Consider the following 17010-nt stretch of genomic DNA (forward strand, 5'->3'; position numbering starts at 1 on the left):
CAGGTGGAACCGGAGGATCAGGTTGGCGCTCTGGCATGTCGACGTCAAGAGAAAGCAGGGACATCGAGCATGCTGGACATGAAGAAGCCGGACGAGACGCGCGCGACCGACGCGCAGGCGTCCACTCGCACTTCGGGCCGGGGACTGTCGTCGCGCCGCCGGTGGACCGCGGCGATCGGCGTGACCCTGTCGCTGGGGTTCGCGTTCATGAACACGAGCTCCGCGACCGCCGCGGGCTCCGTCTACGCGAAGACGAACATCCTGCGCAATTGGGAGACCGGGCGCTGCCTGGACAGCAACTGGGAAGGCCAGGTCTATACGAACCCCTGCGACCAGGGCAACGACTACCAGACCTGGACCGTGGTCTACAAGGGCCACAGCGCCTTTGACGAGGTCCAGATCGTGAACAAGGCGACCCAGCGATGCCTGTACTCGAACGACAACCCGGCCCTGGTGCTCGCCACCGTCCCCTGTGAGGGCGTCCCGGCGGGACAGACGCCCGGCGCGGGTCAGCTGTGGGGGGCGGACGGCCCGGGCTGGGACAACGTCCAGCTCAAGAGCGCGCGGTGGTGCCTGGACAGCAACCGCGGCGGCAGCGCCTACGTGCAGGGTTGCAACGGCGGCAACTACCAGCACTGGAAACTGGGTCTCTGAACCGGACCGCGCAGGGCGGGCCCGACCGGGTCGGACCCGACCGGGTCGGACCGGGCCGGGCGCGGCGACGAGGCGGAGATCATGTCCCGCCGGATCGGTCGTCATGCCCGGCCCGCCGTCAGGGGGCACGATCGGGCGGACCGCCGGGCGCTGCGTCCTCCCCGTTCGCGTCCGTGGCGTAATCTCGAAGCCTGGAACCCGCCTGAGGAGCGGGACCTGGGCCTTGATCCACGACTTGGGGTTGCACAGCAGATGACTGCGATTTCTCTCGGCATGCCGTCCGTTCCGACCAAGCTCGCCGAGCGCCGCAAGAGCCGGCAGATCCAGGTCGGCTCCGTGGCGGTGGGCGGAGACGCGCCGGTCTCGGTCCAGTCGATGACCACGACCCGCACGTCCGACATCGGCGCCACCCTCCAGCAGATCGCCGAGCTCACCGCCTCCGGCTGCCAGATCGTCCGCGTCGCCTGCCCCACGCAGGACGACGCCGACGCCCTGTCGACGATCGCCCGCAAGTCGCAGATCCCGGTGATCGCCGACATCCACTTCCAGCCGAAGTACGTCTTCGCCGCGATCGAGGCGGGCTGCGCGGCGGTCCGCGTGAACCCCGGCAACATCAAGCAGTTCGACGACAAGGTCAAGGAGATCGCCAAGGCCGCCAAGGACCACGGCACCCCGATCCGCATCGGCGTCAACGCCGGCTCGCTGGACCGCCGCCTGCTCCAGAAGTACGGCAAGGCCACCCCGGAGGCGCTGGCCGAGTCGGCGCTGTGGGAGGCGTCTCTCTTCGAGGAGCACGACTTCCGGGACATCAAGATCTCGGTCAAGCACAACGACCCGGTGATCATGGTCGAGGCCTACCGGCAGCTCGCCGCCCAGTGCGACTACCCCCTCCACCTCGGCGTCACCGAGGCCGGCCCCGCCTTCCAGGGCACGATCAAGTCGGCGGTCGCCTTCGGCGCCCTCCTCTCCCAGGGCATCGGCGACACGATCCGCGTCTCCCTCTCGGCCCCCCCGGTCGAGGAGGTCAAGGTCGGCAACCAGATCCTGGAGTCCCTGAACCTCAGGCAGCGCGGCCTGGAGATCGTCTCCTGCCCGTCCTGCGGCCGCGCCCAGGTCGACGTGTACAAGCTGGCCGAGGAGGTCACCGCGGGCCTCACGGGCATGGAGGTCCCGCTGCGCGTCGCCGTCATGGGCTGCGTGGTCAACGGCCCCGGCGAGGCCCGCGAGGCCGACCTCGGCGTCGCCTCCGGCAACGGCAAGGGCCAGATCTTCGTCAAGGGCGAGGTCATCAAGACCGTCCCCGAGTCCAAGATCGTCGAGACCCTCATCGAAGAGGCCATGAAGCTGGCCGAACAGATGGAAGCGGCCGGCACCCCCTCCGGCGAACCGTCGGTGTCAGTCGCGGGCTGACGCACTTTGGGAGCGCCGGCGGGGCAATCCAGCCCGTCCGGCGCTCAAGGCCGAGCGTTTGTCCTTTCAGCCCGTCCGGCGTTTGAGGACGAGGCGCCTTCGGGGCCGACAGCGGGGGTCTGGGGGCGGCAGCCCCCAGGGACGGCACGCAGGCCCACGGCCACCGGCAAACGAGCGGCCCCCACCGCAAGGCACCACGGCAAAGCTTCCGCAGGTACAGTGCGGGGATCAGCCAGACCTGAGTGTGAGGCCCCGCGCGTGTTGACCCAGACCACCTCCCGGGTCCTCGAACCGAGCGACCTGGACGCCGCGCTCGCCGTCCTCGACCGCGAGCCGGTTGCCAATGCCTTCGTCACCTCCCGGGTACAGGTCGCGGGCCTCGACCCGTGGCGGCTCGGCGGCGAGATGTGGGGCTGGTACGAGGACGGCATGCTGACGTCCCTGTGCTACGCGGGCGCCAACCTGGTCCCGATCTGCGCCACCCCGCGCGCGGTCCGCGCCTTCGCCGACCGCGCCCGCCGGGCAGGCCGCCGCTGCTCCTCGATCGTCGGCCCCACCGAGCCGACCACCCAGCTCTGGCGCCTCCTCGAACCCCACTGGGGCCCGGCCCGGGAGGTCCGCACCCGCCAGCCCCTCATGGTCACCGACCGCATGCCCGCCGACATCGCCCCCGATCCCTACGTCCGCCGCATCCGCAAGGACGAGATGGACACGATCATGCCGGCGTGCGTGGCGATGTTCACCGAGGAGGTCGGCGTCTCCCCGATGGCCGGCGACGGCGGCCTGCTGTACCAGGCCAGAGTCGCCGAACTCGTGGGCTCCGGCCGCTCGTTCGCCCGCCTCGACGACAACGGCAAGGTCGCCTTCAAGGCGGAGATCGGCGCCGCGACGTCCCAGGCCTGCCAGGTCCAGGGCGTGTGGGTGGCCCCCGAATACCGGGGCCAGGGCCTCGCGGCCCCCGGCATGGCAGCGGTCCTGCGCTACGCCCTGGCCGACGTCGCCCCGGTCGTCAGCCTCTACGTCAACGACTTCAACACCCCGGCGAGGCGCACCTACAGGAGGGTCGGCTTCCAGGAGGTCGGCGCATTCACGAGCGTGCTTTTTTGACGCCCCTGTAGGCTCCCCGCCATGGACCTCGTCATCGGCCCCTTGGACCTTCCCGCCCATGTGGACGAGGCACTGGCCGTCCAAGCGGTCGCCTTCGGACTGGGCCCGGACGAGGTCGCCGTCCGCCGTCAGATCGTCCTGCGCCACATGACGAACCCCGGCGCGAGAGCCTTCGGCGCGACCGTCGGGGACAGACTCGTCGGCTTCGTCTACGGCATGCCCAACGACCGCACGCACTGGTGGTCCACGGTCGTCCAGCCCTACCTCCGCGCCCAGGGCAACGAGCACTGGCTGGACGACTCCTTCGTGATCACGGAGCTCCACGTCCACCCCGCCCACCAGAACCGCGGCGCGGGCCGGGCCCTGATCACCACGATCACCGACACCGCGGCCGAACCCCGCTCGATCCTCTCCGCCATCGACACCGAGAGCCCCGCCCGCGCCCTCTACCGCTCGCTGGGCTACCGGGACCTGGCCCGCAGCGTCCTCTTCCCCAGCGCCCCCCGCCCGTACGCGGTGATGGGCGCCCCGCTTCCCCTCCTGCGCCCGTAACGGATTTCCGGCCCCGCCACGCTCCCGGCTAACCTCCTAGCCATCACCCTTACCCGGCAGGAGTACGAGAACGATGGCGAACGCACCGGTCCAGCGCATGTCCCAGTTGATGGCGAAGACGCTGCGCGACGACCCGGCCGACGCCGAGGTCCTGAGCCACAAGCTCCTCGTCCGCGCCGGCTACGTCCGCCGTACCGCGGCGGGCATCTGGAGCTGGCTGCCGCTCGGCATGAAGGTCCTGCGCAACGTGGAGCGGATCGTCCGCGAGGAGATGGACGCGATCGGCGCGCAGGAGGTGCTGCTCCCCGCCCTGCTGCCGCGCGAGCCCTACGAGGCCACCGGCCGCTGGGACGAGTACGGCCCGGAGCTGTTCCGCCTCCAGGACCGCAAGGGCGGCGACTACCTCCTCGGCCCCACCCACGAGGAGATCTTCACGCTGCTCGTGAAGGACCAGGCGTCCTCCTACAAGGACCTGCCGGTCATCCTCTACCAGATCCAGAACAAGTACCGTGACGAGGCCCGCCCGCGGGCCGGCATCCTGCGCGGCCGCGAGTTCCTGATGAAGGACTCCTACTCCTTCGACACCGAGGACGAGGGCCTCGCCCACTCCTACGCCCTGCACCGCCAGGCCTACCAGCGGATCTTCGAGCGCCTCGGCCTCGACTACCGCATCTGCGCCGCCACGGCGGGCGCGATGGGCGGCTCCAAGTCGGAGGAGTTCCTGGCCCCGGCAGGCGCGGGCGAGGACACCTTCGCGGACTGCCCGAACTGCGACTTCGCGGCGAACACCGAGGCGATCACGTACGGGCTGAAGCCGGTGGACGCCGAGGGCGTCGCCGCGCTCGAGGAGATCCCGACCCCCGACACCCCCACCATCGAGACCCTCGCCGCCCACCTCGGCGTACCCGCCTCGGCCACGCTCAAGAACCTTCTGGTCAAGGTGGACGGCGAGATCGTGGCCGTGGGCGTCCCCGGCGACCGTGAGGTCGACATGGGCAAGGTCGAGGCGCACTTCGCCCCGGCCACCGTCGATCTGGTCACCGCCGAGGACTTCGTGGGCCGCCCGGACCTGGTCCGCGGCTATGTCGGCCCGCAGGGCCTGGGCGAGAAGGTCACCTACATCGCGGACCCGCGCGTGGCCCCCGGCACGGCCTGGATCACCGGCGCCAACAAGGAGGGTCTGCACGCGAAGAACGTCGTCGCGGGCCGTGACTTCGAGGTCGCCGAGTACGTCGACGTCGTCGTCGTCCGGGAAGGCGACCCCTGCCCGAACTGCGGCACCGGCCTGAGGCTGGACCGCGCCATCGAGATCGGCCACATCTTCCAGCTGGGCCGCAAGTACGCCGACGCCCTCAAGCTCGACGTCCTCGGCCAGAACGGCAAGCCGGTCCGCGTGACCATGGGCTCCTACGGCATCGGCGTCACCCGCGCGGTCGCCGCCCTCGCCGAGCAGACCGCCGACGACAAGGGCCTGGTCTGGCCCGCCGAGGTCGCCCCGGCCGACGTCCACGTCGTCGCCGCGGGCAAGGCCCTGCAGACGGAGCTGGCGCTGGACGTCTCCGAGAAGCTGCACGCGGCCGGTCTGCGCGTCCTGGTCGACGACCGGGCCGGCGTCTCCCCGGGCGTGAAGTTCACCGACTCCGAGCTGATGGGCGTACCGAAGATCCTGGTGGCGGGCCGCCGTTCCGCCGAGGGCGTCCTGGAGCTGAAGGACCGCAGGACCGGCGAGCGCGAGGAGCTCACGGTGGACGAGGCGATCGCCCGTCTGACCGCGTGAAGTACGTGAATTAAAGGAACGTTTCAGACAGTTCTGGGGAGGCGTACGGCCGCCTCACAGACTTCTCTCAGGCCGTTCCCCGACCGTAGGGCGTGACAGAGCGTCACTACGGAGGGGAACGGTCATGGCGACAAGGGAAGCGGAACGGGGGGCCGCGTCGGCCGTCCGCAGAGGGGCACGGCGGACGGCGGCCCTCGCGGCGGCCGTCACGCTGGCCGCGGCAGCCGGGGTCTTCGCCCTGGTCGGCACGATGCAGGCGGACGCGAGCACGACGGCGAGCAACACCGGCACGAGCAACTCCAGCTCCTCGTCGAGCAGCACGTCCTCGGACAACTCGACCGGCTCGGACAGCTCCACCGGCTCGACCGGCTCGGACAGCTCGTCCTCCTCGGACAACTCCACCGGCTCCACGGGCTCCAGCAGCTCCGACAGCGGTCTCACCGCGGCCTCCGGCGGCTCCACCGACTCCACCTCGGGAGCGTCGTGATGAGCGCTCCTCTCACGTCCCGGTCCCGTACGACGGCCGCCGCGCAGTGGCGGGCCCTCGGCACCACCGTCCGGGTGGTCGTCACCGACCCGGCCCTGCTGGAGTCCTGCAACCTAATCCTCGCCGGGCAGCTCGCCGAGGTCGACGCCGCCTGCAGCCGCTTCCGGGCCGACTCCGAACTGACCGCCCTCGACACCGCCGCGGGCCGCCCGGTCCGGGTCAGCCCCCTGTTCGCCGAGGCCCTCGACATCGCCCTGCGCGCGGCCGAGGCGACCGACGGCGCCGTGGACCCCACCGTCGGCTCCGCGATGGACGCGATCGGCTACGACCGCGACTTCACCCTCGTCCGCGAGGACGACCGCTCGATCCGGCTCACGGTGAAGCGCGCCCCCGGCTGGCGCACGGTCCGCCTCGACCGGGAGACGGGTACGGTCACCGTCCCGACCGGAGTCCACCTGGACCTCGGCGCCACGGCGAAGGCCTGGGCCGCGGACAAGGCGGCGGCGATCCTCGCGGCGACGGCGGGCTGCGGAGTCCTGGTGAGCCTGGGCGGCGACACGGCGGTCGCCGGTGAGCCCCCGGCCGACGGCTGGCAGATCCGCGTCCAGGACATCACCGGCCCGGTGCAGGAAACTCCGACGCAGGGCCCGTACGCCACGGTAGGCCTCCACAGCGGCGGCCTTGCCACATCAGGCACCGCGGCCCGCACCTGGCGCCGCGCCGACCACACCCTCCACCACATCATCGACCCCCTCACGGGCCTGCCGGCCCAGACTCCGTGGCGCACGGTGTCGGTAGCGGCCGCCACCTGCGCCGAGGCCAACGCGGCGACCACGGCGGCCCTGGTCAAGGGCGCGGGCGCGGAACGCTGGCTGACGCGAAGGGGACTGCCGGCGCGCCTGGTCGCACAAGACGGCCTGGTCGTCACAACACCGGGCTGGCCCACCCACCCGAGGGGCGCGGGGCTGTGTCAACATGCGGCTGGGCCGCGGGGCGCGACCAGCCCCCACCGGGGGACTGCCGCATGACAGGCGAAACCCTCTGGTATGCCAACCGAGCCACCGGCGCCGTCTGCCTCGTTCTTTTCACCGTCGTCGTCCTGCTGGGCATCGCGGTCCGACTGAGAACCCGGTTCCCCGGCCTCCCCCGCTTCGGCACGGTCACCCTCCACCGCACCCTTTCCCTGTCGGCGACGGCCTTCCTGGCCCTGCACATCGCCCTCGCGGTGATCGACAGCTACGCCCACATCACCGTCGTGGACGTCCTGCTCCCCTTCGTCTCCGACTACCAGCCCCTCTGGCTGGGCCTCGGCACAGTCGCCCTCGACCTGATGCTCGCGGTGCTGATCAGCAGCCTTCTCCGCGACCGCCTCGGCCACCGCGCGTGGCGCGCCCTGCACTGGTCGGCGTACGTCTCCTGGCCGGTCGCGCTCGTCCACGGCATCGGCATCGGCACGGACACCGGCACCGACTGGATGACCTGGCTGACCGTCGCCTGCGTCGCCGCCGTGGTCGCCGCCTTCGCCGCCCGCCTCGTCCACGCCGCCCGCCTCGTCCACGCCGCACGCGCCGCCCGCGACACCCCCGCAGCCCTCCTGCGCACCGCCGAAGGAGCCCGACCGTGACCGCGACCTTCCCCGACCTGCACATGGCCCCACGTCTCCTCGCCCCCGGCGCCGCCCCCGCCGACCTGGCCACCCACCACCGGCGCCACGGCCCGCTGCCTCCCGGCGACCCCGAGAGCGTGCTGCGTGCGGTCGCAGAGTCCGGACTCACCGGGCGCGGCGGCGCCGGCTTCCCGACCTACCGCAAGCTCGTCTCCGTCGCCGAGGCAGGACGGCGCACCGGCCGCGCGTCCGTGGTCGTCGCCAACGGCGCCGAAGGCGAACCGGCCAGCCGCAAGGACAAGACCCTGCTGCGCCTGTCGCCCCATCTCGTCCTGGACGGATTGCAGTCGGCGGCCCACATGGTCGGCGCGGCAGAGGCGTACCTCGCCGTGGAGGACGGTGCGACCTGGCTGGAGTCCGCTCTCGCCCAGCGCACCGCGGACCCGCTGCCCGTCAAGGTCGTCCGCCTGCCGAAGTCGTTCCTCTCCGGCCAGTCCTCCGCCCTCGCCCGGTACGTCTCCGGCGGCGCGGCCCTGCCCGCCCACCAGCGGCCGCCGGTCCGGGAACGCGGAGTGCACCGGGCCCCGACCCTCGTGCAGAACGTCGAGACCCTGGCCCACCTCGCGCTCATCGCCCGCTACGGCGCCGACTGGTACCGCACCGCCGGCACCCCGACCCAGCCCGGCAGCGTCCTGTGCACGGTCCATGTGCCGGGCCGTGAACCCCGGGTCGTGGAGGCCCCCTACGGCCTGCCCATCGCCCGGCTGCTACCCCTGGAGGGTGCCCGGGCGGTCCTGGTGGGCGGCTACCACGGCACCTGGATCCCGGCCCCGGAGGCGGGTCAACTCGCTCTCGACGCAAGCTACTTGGGCGCGGGAGTCCTCGCCGCACTGCCCGCCGACCGCTGCGGCCTCGCCGAGACCGCCCGCGTCCTGCGCTACCTCGCCCTGCAGTCGGCCGGCCAGTGCGGCCCCTGTCTCAACGGCCTGCCCCGCATCGCCGCAGCCTTCCGCACCCTCGCCGCCCCCGGCCCCCAGGGCACGGTCCGCGCCGATCTCGCCCGCTGGTCGGGTCTCGTCGAGGGCCGGGGCGCCTGCCACCACCCCGACGGCACGGTCCGCCTGGTCCGCAGCGCCCTGACGACGTTCGCCACGGAGATCGACGCCCACGCCCACGGCCACTGCACGGCGACCGACCGCACACCCCTGCTGCCCGTCCCGGAGGAGAGCTGACCCATGAGCACGGACCAGCAACTCGACATCGACCGGACGTCCTGCCGGGCCCACGGCCTCTGCGCGGAACTCCTACCCGACCACATCACCCTCGACGAGTGGGGCTATCCCCTCGTGCAGCGGACGCCTGTCCCGTCGAGAACGGTGAAACGCGCCCGAAGAGCAGCGGCGGACTGCCCGGTCCTGGCCCTGAGACTGACACCGGCCACCACGCTCCCGCCCCCGAACCGCAACCCCTAGAGCCACCCGGCGAACTCCAGCAGCAGCTCGGCGTCCCGAGCCCGCCCCACCCGAAGCGCCCGCACCCCCGACTCCACCGCCCGGAAAAGCGTCCACCCCCGCACCCGCTCGGGATCCAGCTCCAACGACTCCGCCAGCTTCCGCACTCGCCGCCGCGTGATCGACGCCCCCGAGGGCGAGGCGATCAGATCCTCCACCCGGTCCCGCACCAGCCGCGCCAGATCGAACGCGCACTCACCGACCACCGGATCCGGCCCCACCGCCAGCCATGGCGTCCGCTCGCCCGCCAGCACCTTGCTCTGCCGAAACGTCCCGTGCAGCAACCGCACCTCGGGCGCCGTCCCCACCAACTCCTCACGGGCAAAGAGCGCCGCCTCCACCAGCGCACCCACGTCGGAGCCGACGGCGGTCCCCCGCATCGCCTCGGCCTGCCGGCCGGTCCGCTCGGCCACGGTCTCGAAGACCTGCCCGGCCGGTGGCTCCACCCACAGCCGCCGCAGCGTCCCCGCCGCCTCCAGCAGCGCCTTCGCCTCCGCGAGCGAGCGCACCGACACATCGGGATGCAGCCGTTCGAGCAGCAGCACCCCGGCCGTCTCCGGGCCCTGAAGCAACTGGACGGCGCCCAGGCCGCCCCAGTGCGCCAGCGCGGCCCGCTCGGCCTCGGGCCGGAATCGGGGCGGGGCCAGCTTCAGCACGGCCGGGGTCCCGTCCGCGCGCCGCACGAGCACGACCAGGCTGCTCCGGCCGCCCGGCACCTGCACCCGGTCCACGGTCAACTCGCGTAGATCCACGGCCTGTCGGGCCGCCTCCGGCAGCTTCTCCAACCAGCCGTCACCGTCCGGTGCCGTCTCACCGAGCGCCCTCACCAGACGCTGCGGCGGTTCGAAAGCCATGCGCGAGTCGTTCCCTTCCGTCTCCCGGTCAAGCGGTCGGTGTCCCCGAAGCCCCTGCCCCGGCTCCTGCCGCGGCCGGATTCGTACCGGTCGTACCGGACCGTTCCGCGAGACCAGGGAAGGCTACGCTCCCGCCGCGCCAGCGCACCGCGCGGACCGCCGCCTCCCGCAGCGCCGCCGCCGCGTCCCGGCGCCGTGCCCCGGTGGCCGCGCGCACCAGGTCGGAGTACACCCCGGCCACCCGGTCCTCCAGCTGGGCGGCGAGCCGGACCGCCGCGACGGCGTCGGGCACCGCGAACGGCAGCGCGTACCCGGCGTTCGCGGCGACCGGCTCGGCGCCCACGCCGCGCACGTCGCGCGCCAGCGCGTCCCGGCGCGCCCGGTGCGCGTCGTACGCCGCCCGCGCTTCCGTGCGCCGCTCCATACCGATGCGCCCGCCGACGACGCCGTACCCGTACACCGCGGCGTGTTCGGCGGCCAGCGCCGCCTGGAGTGCCGTCAGCTCCGCGGACGTCTCCTCGCTCATCGGGCCTCCTCCGTCAACAGATAGGCGTGCGCCGCGCCGGCCGCCGCCACCGAGGCCAGCAGCCGGGCCAATTCGCCGGGGACGTCCAGCAGTTCAGTGGCCCTGCGGTCGGCGAGCGCCCGCTCGGCGGCCGCCAGCCCGGCGAGGGCGTCCTGCTCGGTCACCGGCGCGGCGGACGGCGCCGCCGAGGCCGCCGGAGCCGCGGAGACGGGGGAGGAGGCGGATGAGGACGAGGGGGCCGACGAGGGCGACGGGGCCGACGAGGGCGAGGGGGACGCGGGCGCCTTTCGCGCGCCCCCGAAGGCCTCCACATGCCGTACGACCTCCGCCCGCAGCGGCGCCAGCCGTGCCGTCAGCGTCGGGTGGACGGCGAGGACGGCGTCGTAGCGCGCCACCAGCCCGTTGCTCTGCTGGGCCGCACGCGCGCGTGCCCGCTCGGTGACCGACGGGCCGCCGCTCGCGCTCCCCTCGCCCTCCTCGCTCTCCCCGGCGCCGGACGAGCAGCCCACGAGCAGCGCGGCCCCCGCGGCCGACGCGAGCAGGGATCTTCTGCGCGGCCCCGACAGGGTGCGCGAGGCAGGGGGGAACGGCACGACAGACGTCCTCGGGGAACTCGTACGAAAGAAACACCAAGAAGGGCGGCAGGCCCGTGATCACCGTACCCGCGCACTCGTCCGCCATCACTCAGCGGCACCGTTTCGCCGCATGTCCGGCCACCCTCCGTGCACGGGTGGACGGCAACACACCCTGCGACCGGATACCCTTTGACCAGACACGCGCCCCATCCCACAACAGCACACGCGGCCGAGGAGTCACCCGGATGAGCACCACCCAGAGCGAGAGGCTGCGAGAGCTCCTGGAACCGCTCGTCGCCTCCCAGGGACTGGACCTCGAAGAGATCACCGTGGACTCCGTCGGACGCAAGCGGGTGCTGAGCGTCGTCGTCGACTCCGACACCGGAGCGGACCTGGACAAAATCGCCGATGTGAGCCGCGCGCTCTCGGCGAAGCTCGACGAGACGGACGCGATGGGCGAGGGCGAGTACACCCTCGAGGTCGGCACCCCGGGCGCGGAGCGCGCCCTCACCGAGCACCGGCACTATGTGCGCGCCACGGACCGGCTGGTGCGGTTCCAGCTGACCGAGGGCGGCGAGCTGGTCGCCCGGATCCTGAAGGCCGACGACGAGGGGCTCGACGTCGAGGTGCCGGGCGTGAAGGGCCGCAAGGCCACCGCCCGCAGACTCGCCTTCGGCGACATCGACAAGGCGCGCGTGCAGGTCGAGTTCAACCGCAAGGACAAGCACGACGAGCACGACGACAACGACGAGAACGAGAAGGAAGAGGAGGCGTAGCCGTGGACATCGACATGAGCGCCCTGCGGGGCTTGGTTCGGGAGAAGGAGATCTCCTTCGACCTGCTGGTCGAGGCGATCGAGTCGGCCCTCCTCATCGCCTACCACCGCACCGAGGGAAGCCGCCGTCACGCGCGCGTGGAGCTCAACCGGGAGACCGGGCATGTGACCGTGTGGGCGAAAGAGGACCCCGAGGACCTCGAGGAGGGGCAGGAGCCCCGCACGTTCGACGACACCCCGTCCGACTTCGGCCGTATCGCCGCCACCACGGCCAAGCAGGTGATCCTGCAGCGCCTGCGCGACGCCGAGGACGACGCGACGCTCGGCGAGTACGCCGGCCGTGAGGGCGACATCGTCACGGGCGTGGTCCAGCAGGGCCGCGACCCGAAGAACGTCCTGGTGGACATCGGCAAGCTGGAGGCCATCCTGCCCGTGCAGGAGCAGGTCCCCGGCGAGACGTACGCGCACGGCCTGCGCCTGCGGTCGTACGTCGTCCGGGTGGCGAAGGGCGTGCGCGGCCCGTCCGTGACGCTCTCGCGCACGCACCCCAATCTGGTGAAGAAGCTGTTCGCGCTGGAGGTGCCGGAGATCGCCGACGGCTCCGTCGAGATCGCCGCGATCGCACGCGAGGCCGGTCACCGTACGAAGATCGCCGTCAGGTCCACCCGTTCGGGTCTGAACGCCAAGGGCGCCTGCATCGGCCCCATGGGCGGCCGGGTGCGCAACGTCATGGGCGAGCTGAACGGCGAGAAGATCGACATCGTCGACTGGTCGGACGACCCGGCCGAGATGGTGGCGAACGCGTTGTCCCCGGCCCGGGTCTCCAAGGTCGAGGTCGTCGACCTCGCGGCCCGCTCCGCGCGCGTGACGGTGCCGGACTACCAGCTGTCGCTGGCGATCGGCAAGGAAGGGCAGAACGCCCGGCTCGCCGCCCGGCTGACCGGCTGGCGGATCGACATCCGTCCGGACACCGAGCAGCCCGAGCAGCCCGCCGAGCAGTAGCCCGGGGAATAGATCTCGGCCTGCGGAGGCTCAGATCACGACAGATGTAACGCGGCAACTGTTCGAATCCTGGCCCAAAGGGGTGAGGTCGCCGCGGGGAGGTAGACTTAACAGTGTCTGGCCGGACGCACGCCGGAGCATGCCCTGAACGCACCTGTGTGGGGTGCCGGAAGCGAGCGGCCAAGACGGAGCTGCTGCGCATCGTGGCGATCAAGGACGCATGCGTCCCCGATCCTCGCGGTACGCTGCCCGGCCGGGGTGCGTATCTGCACCCCGCCCCGGTCTGTCTCGACCAGGCGGTACGCCGCAGGGCGTTCACGAGGGCGTTGCGAGCCCCGGGAGCGCTCGACACAAAGGTGTTGCGCCAGTACGTCGAGCAGACGACCGTTGCCGAGCAGGCAACACCGTAAGAAGCGTCGCACGGAACCCCCGCGCGGCTCAGGTACCCCGCGAGTTGGAAGTAGGTCGAGATTGCGATGAGCACTCGATGAGCACGCGATGAGTACGCCCATGAAGTAGCGACGGTCCGGACACACCCGGACCTAAAAGGAGCGAAGTGGCTAAGGTCCGGGTATACGAACTCGCCAAGGAGTTCGGGGTGGAGAGCAAGGTCGTCATGGCCAAGCTCCAGGAACTCGGTGAATTCGTCCGTTCGGCGTCTTCGACCATCGAAGCGCCCGTTGTACGCAAGCTGACAGACGCCTTCCAGGGCGGCGGCAAGCCCGCCCCGCGCAAGGCTGCCCCCAGGCCCGCGGCGCCTTCCCCGGCGCAGGCGGCCCGTCCGGGTCCGGCCGCTCCGCGGCCGGCCGCCCCCAAGCCTCCCGCGGCCCAGACGCCCGCGGCTCCGGCTGCCCCGGCGGCTCCGGCCGCCTCGTCGGCCCCCGCGCCGGCTGCTCCCGGACCGCGTCCGCTGCCGGGTCCCAAGCCCGCGCCGCGTCCGGCCCCGGCCGCCCCGGAGTTCACCGCTCCGCCGGCCGCCCCGGCCGCTCCCGCGCAGTCCGGTCCGGCACAGTCCGGTCCGCGCCCGGCCTCCCAGGGACCGCGCCCCGGCGCGCCCCGTCCCGGTGGCCGTCCCGCGCCCGGTCAGGGTCAGGACCGTGGTGACCGCGGTGACCGCGGTGACCGTGGTCAGCGTCCGGCCGCAGCGCAGGGTCCGCGCCCCGGTGGCGCCGGCGCCCCGCGTCCGGGCGGCGCCCGTCCCTCGGGTCCGCGTCCGGGCAACAACCCCTTCACCTCCGGCGGCAACGCCGGTATGGCGCGCCCGCAGGCGCCCCGTCCGCAGGGCGCACCGCGTCCCGGCGGCCCCGGTGGCGCTCCCGGCGCCGGTCCCCGTCCCCAGGGCCCCGGTGGCCAGGGCGGCGGTCCTCGTCCGCAGGCTCCGGGCGGCGCCCGTCCGAGCCCGGGCGGCATGCCTCGCCCGCAGGGTGCGGGCCCCGGCGGTCCGCGTCCGGGCGGTCCGCGTCCCAACCCCGGCATGATGCCGCAGCGTCCCGCTGCCGGCCCGCGTCCCGGCGGCGGCCCCGGCGGCCGCGGTCCGGGCGGCGGCGGTGCCGGTCGTCCCGGCGGCGGTCGTCCCGGTGGCGGCGGCGGCTTCGCCGGCCGTCCGGCCGGTCCCGGCGGCGGCGCCCGTCCCGGTGGCGGCGGCGGCTTCGCCGGTCGTCCCGGTGGCGGTGGCCCCGGCGGCGGTGGCGGCGGCTTCGGCGGCGGCGGTGGCCGTCCCGGCTTCGGCGGTCGTCCCGGCGGTCCCGGTGGCCGTGGTGGCACGCAGGGCGCCTTCGGTCGTCCCGGCGGTCCCGCGCGTCGCGGTCGCAAGTCGAAGCGGCAGAGGCGCCAGGAGTACGAGGCCATGCAGGCCCCGTCGGTCGGCGGCGTGATGCTGCCTCGCGGCAACGGCGAGACCATTCGCCTGTCGCGCGGTGCGTCCCTCACCGACTTCGCCGAGAAGATCAACGCCAACCCGGCGTCGCTCGTCGCGGTCATGATGAACCTCGGCGAGATGGTCACGGCCACGCAGTCCGTCTCCGACGAGACGCTGCAGCTCCTCGCGGGCGAGATGAACTACGAGGTTCAGATCGTCAGCCCCGAGGAGGAGGACCGCGAGCTGCTCGAGTCCTTCGACATCGAGTTCGGCGAGGACGAGGGCGACGACGAGGACCTGGTGGTCCGTCCGCCGGTCGTCACCGTCATGGGTCACGTCGACCACGGCAAGACCCGACTGCTCGACGCCATCCGCAAGACGAACGTCATCGCGGGCGAGGCCGGCGGCATCACCCAGCACATCGGTGCCTACCAGGTCGCGACCGAGGTCAACGAAGAAGAGCGCAAGATCACCTTCATCGACACCCCGGGTCACGAGGCGTTCACCGCCATGCGTGCCCGTGGTGCGAAGTCGACCGACATCGCGATCCTGGTCGTCGCGGCCAACGACGGCGTCATGCCGCAGACGGTCGAGGCGCTCAACCACGCCAAGGCGGCCGACGTCCCGATCGTCGTCGCGGTCAACAAGATCGACGTCGAGGGCGCCGACCCGACCAAGGTGCGCGGTCAGCTCACCGAGTTCGGTCTGGTGGCCGAGGAGTACGGCGGCGACACCATGTTCGTCGACATCTCCGCCAAGCAGGGTCTGAACATCGACTCGCTGCTGGAGGCCGTGATCCTCACGGCCGACGCCTCGCTCGACCTGCGGGCCAACCCCAGCCAGGACGCGCAGGGCATCTCGATCGAGTCCCGACTCGACCGCGGCCGCGGCGCCGTGGCGACGGTCCTCGTCCAGCGAGGCACGCTGCGGGTCGGCGACACGATGGTCGTGGGCGACGCCTACGGTCGTGTGCGCGCCATGCTCGACGACAACGGCAACAACGTCGCCGAGGCCGGCCCGTCGACGCCGGTCCAGGTCCTGGGCCTGACCAACGTCCCGGGTGCGGGCGACAACTTCCTCGTCGTCGACGAGGACCGCACCGCCCGCCAGATCGCCGAGAAGCGTGCGGCCCGCGAGCGCAACGCCGCCTTCGCCAAGCGCACGCGCAGGTTCTCCCTGGAGAACCTGGACGCCGCCCTGAAGGCCGGCGAGGTCCAGCAGCTGAACCTGATCATCAAGGGTGACGCTTCCGGTTCGGTGGAGGCCCTCGAGTCCTCCCTGCTCCAGCTGGACGTCGGCGAAGAGGTCGACATCCGCGTCCTGCACCGCGGCGTCGGTGCGGTCACGGAGTCCGACATCGACCTGGCGATGGGCTCGGACGCCATCGTGATCGGCTTCAACGTCCGTGCGGCCGGTCGTGCCGCGCAGATGGCCGAGCGCGAGGGCGTGGACGTCCGGTACTACTCGGTCATCTACCAGGCGATCGAGGAGATCGAGGCGGCCCTGAAGGGCATGCTGAAGCCGGAGTACGAGGAGGTCGAGCTCGGCACGGCGGAGATCCGCGAGATCTTCAAGTCGTCCAAGCTGGGCAACATCGCCGGTGTCCTCATCCGCTCGGGCGAGGTCAAGCGCAACACCAAGGCCCGACTCATCCGCGACGGCAAGGTCATCGCGGAGAGCCTCAACATCGAGGGCCTGCGTCGCTTCAAGGACGACGTCACCGAGATCCGCGAAGGGTTCGAGGGCGGTATCAACCTCGGCAACTTCAACGACATCAAGATCGACGACGTCATCGCGACGTACGAGATGCGGGAGAAGCCCCGCGTGTAAGGCCGATGGTCGCTGCCGGCCGGCGGGACATGGTCCCGTCGGCCGGCGCGCCGTCCCGGGGGCTGCGGCCCCCGGCCCCAGGGGGTAAAACCCCGTCGAGCCGTCGGACGGATCGTTGTACCGTTCTTGATGTCCCTGTCCCATGGCGGCAGGGCCGTCGATCCCGTACCGGCGGGTGAACCGGTTACACATGTACGTGGGGACTCTGTCCTTCGACCTTCTCCTCGGCGACGTACGGTCGCTGAAGGAGAAGCGCTCCGTCGTCCGTCCCATCGTCGCCGAGCTCCAGCGCAAGTACGCGGTGAGCGCGGCCGAGGTGGACAACCAGGACCTCCATCGCCGGGCCAAGATCGGCCTCGCCGTGGTCTCCGGCGACGCGGAGCACCTGACCGATGTGCTGGACCGGTGTGAACGGCTGGTCGCCGGCCGCCCCGAGGTGGAGCTGCTCTCGGTCAGACGCCGCTTCCACGGCGAAGACGACTGACC

Annotated in this window: 18 protein-coding genes; 15 read left to right on the forward strand and 3 right to left on the reverse strand. The window is 72.2% G+C overall.

Annotation, left to right across the window (positions count from 1 at the left end):
* The first annotated feature begins 69 nt into the window (after positions 1 to 69).
* The 10 genes from ACZ5SK_RS25130 to ACZ5SK_RS25175 all read left to right on the forward strand — a co-directional run bounded on the left by ACZ5SK_RS25130 (position 70) and on the right by ACZ5SK_RS25175 (position 9065).
* Positions 70 to 654, forward strand: coding sequence for an RICIN domain-containing protein (locus tag ACZ5SK_RS25130; protein ID WP_334576782.1), 585 nt, complete (start codon positions 70 to 72; stop codon positions 652 to 654).
* 252 nt (positions 655 to 906) lie between these two features.
* Positions 907 to 2064 carry a flavodoxin-dependent (E)-4-hydroxy-3-methylbut-2-enyl-diphosphate synthase gene (ispG, locus tag ACZ5SK_RS25135; protein WP_079659167.1) on the forward strand — a complete coding sequence of 386 codons (1158 nt, stop codon included), beginning with the start codon at positions 907 to 909 and terminating at the stop codon, positions 2062 to 2064.
* 258 nt (positions 2065 to 2322) lie between these two features.
* Complete coding sequence (locus tag ACZ5SK_RS25140; RefSeq protein ID WP_334576780.1) at positions 2323 to 3171, forward strand: GNAT family N-acetyltransferase; 849 nt, start codon at positions 2323 to 2325, stop codon at positions 3169 to 3171.
* 21 nt (positions 3172 to 3192) lie between these two features.
* Entirely contained in the window at positions 3193 to 3723 is a 531-nt protein-coding gene (locus tag ACZ5SK_RS25145) for a GNAT family N-acetyltransferase (protein WP_334576778.1), read from the forward strand.
* 73 nt (positions 3724 to 3796) lie between these two features.
* On the forward strand, positions 3797 to 5500 hold the full coding sequence (locus ACZ5SK_RS25150) for a proline--tRNA ligase (protein ID WP_334576777.1): 1704 nt from the start codon (positions 3797 to 3799) through the stop codon (positions 5498 to 5500).
* Positions 5501 to 5624: 124 nt separating this feature from the next.
* A complete protein-coding gene (locus ACZ5SK_RS25155; protein WP_457494156.1) occupies positions 5625 to 5987 on the forward strand; it encodes a hypothetical protein in 363 nt (120 codons plus the stop codon).
* Positions 5987 to 7015, forward strand: a complete 1029-nt coding sequence (locus tag ACZ5SK_RS25160; protein ID WP_457494155.1) for an FAD:protein FMN transferase — start codon at positions 5987 to 5989, stop codon at positions 7013 to 7015. The genes ACZ5SK_RS25155 and ACZ5SK_RS25160 overlap by 1 nt, the downstream gene beginning before the upstream one ends.
* Positions 7012 to 7611 (forward strand): ferric reductase-like transmembrane domain-containing protein, encoded by a 600-nt coding sequence (locus tag ACZ5SK_RS25165; RefSeq protein ID WP_457494154.1) that lies wholly within the window; start codon positions 7012 to 7014, stop codon positions 7609 to 7611. Before ACZ5SK_RS25160 ends, ACZ5SK_RS25165 begins: the two co-directional genes overlap by 4 nt.
* Positions 7608 to 8825 (forward strand): NADH-ubiquinone oxidoreductase-F iron-sulfur binding region domain-containing protein, encoded by a 1218-nt coding sequence (locus ACZ5SK_RS25170; protein ID WP_457494153.1) that lies wholly within the window; start codon positions 7608 to 7610, stop codon positions 8823 to 8825. Before ACZ5SK_RS25165 ends, ACZ5SK_RS25170 begins: the two co-directional genes overlap by 4 nt.
* A gap of 3 nt (positions 8826 to 8828) precedes the next feature.
* Entirely contained in the window at positions 8829 to 9065 is a 237-nt protein-coding gene (locus ACZ5SK_RS25175) for a ferredoxin (RefSeq protein ID WP_468576608.1), read from the forward strand.
* On the opposite strand, the gene ACZ5SK_RS25180 is transcribed toward ACZ5SK_RS25175, so the two are convergent.
* The 3 genes from ACZ5SK_RS25180 to ACZ5SK_RS25190 are packed head-to-tail and all read right to left on the reverse strand — an operon-like array spanning position 9062 to position 11077.
* Positions 9062 to 9958, reverse strand: a complete 897-nt coding sequence (locus ACZ5SK_RS25180; RefSeq protein ID WP_334576769.1) for an aminoglycoside phosphotransferase family protein — start codon at positions 9956 to 9958, stop codon at positions 9062 to 9064. The genes ACZ5SK_RS25175 and ACZ5SK_RS25180 overlap by 4 nt on opposite strands.
* Positions 9959 to 9986: 28 nt before the next feature.
* Positions 9987 to 10484, reverse strand: coding sequence for a ferritin-like domain-containing protein (locus ACZ5SK_RS25185; RefSeq protein ID WP_468576609.1), 498 nt, complete (start codon positions 10482 to 10484; stop codon positions 9987 to 9989).
* Positions 10481 to 11077, reverse strand: a complete 597-nt coding sequence (locus tag ACZ5SK_RS25190) for a hypothetical protein (protein WP_361705005.1) — start codon at positions 11075 to 11077, stop codon at positions 10481 to 10483. Before ACZ5SK_RS25190 ends, ACZ5SK_RS25185 begins: the two co-directional genes overlap by 4 nt.
* Before the next feature lie 227 nt (positions 11078 to 11304).
* Here ACZ5SK_RS25190 and rimP point away from each other — a divergent pair, with 227 nt between their 5' ends.
* The 5 genes from rimP to ACZ5SK_RS25215 all read left to right on the forward strand — a co-directional run bounded on the left by rimP (position 11305) and on the right by ACZ5SK_RS25215 (position 17008).
* A complete protein-coding gene (rimP, locus tag ACZ5SK_RS25195; RefSeq protein ID WP_334576763.1) occupies positions 11305 to 11835 on the forward strand; it encodes a ribosome maturation factor RimP in 531 nt (176 codons plus the stop codon).
* A gap of 2 nt (positions 11836 to 11837) precedes the next feature.
* Entirely contained in the window at positions 11838 to 12836 is a 999-nt protein-coding gene (gene nusA, locus ACZ5SK_RS25200) for a transcription termination factor NusA (protein ID WP_319340991.1), read from the forward strand.
* Positions 12837 to 12949: 113 nt separating this feature from the next.
* The gene (locus ACZ5SK_RS25205) at positions 12950 to 13246 is read left to right on the forward strand and encodes a YlxR family protein (protein ID WP_079659159.1); all 297 of its coding nucleotides are present in this window, start codon (positions 12950 to 12952) and stop codon (positions 13244 to 13246) included.
* Between the two features lie 146 nt (positions 13247 to 13392).
* Complete coding sequence (infB, locus tag ACZ5SK_RS25210) at positions 13393 to 16524, forward strand: translation initiation factor IF-2 (protein WP_334576762.1); 3132 nt, start codon at positions 13393 to 13395, stop codon at positions 16522 to 16524.
* Between the two features lie 190 nt (positions 16525 to 16714).
* Complete coding sequence (locus tag ACZ5SK_RS25215) at positions 16715 to 17008, forward strand: DUF503 domain-containing protein (protein ID WP_319676398.1); 294 nt, start codon at positions 16715 to 16717, stop codon at positions 17006 to 17008.
* The last annotated feature ends 2 nt before the right edge of the window (positions 17009 to 17010 follow it).

The organism is Streptomyces sp. NPDC031474, from assembly GCF_055581185.1.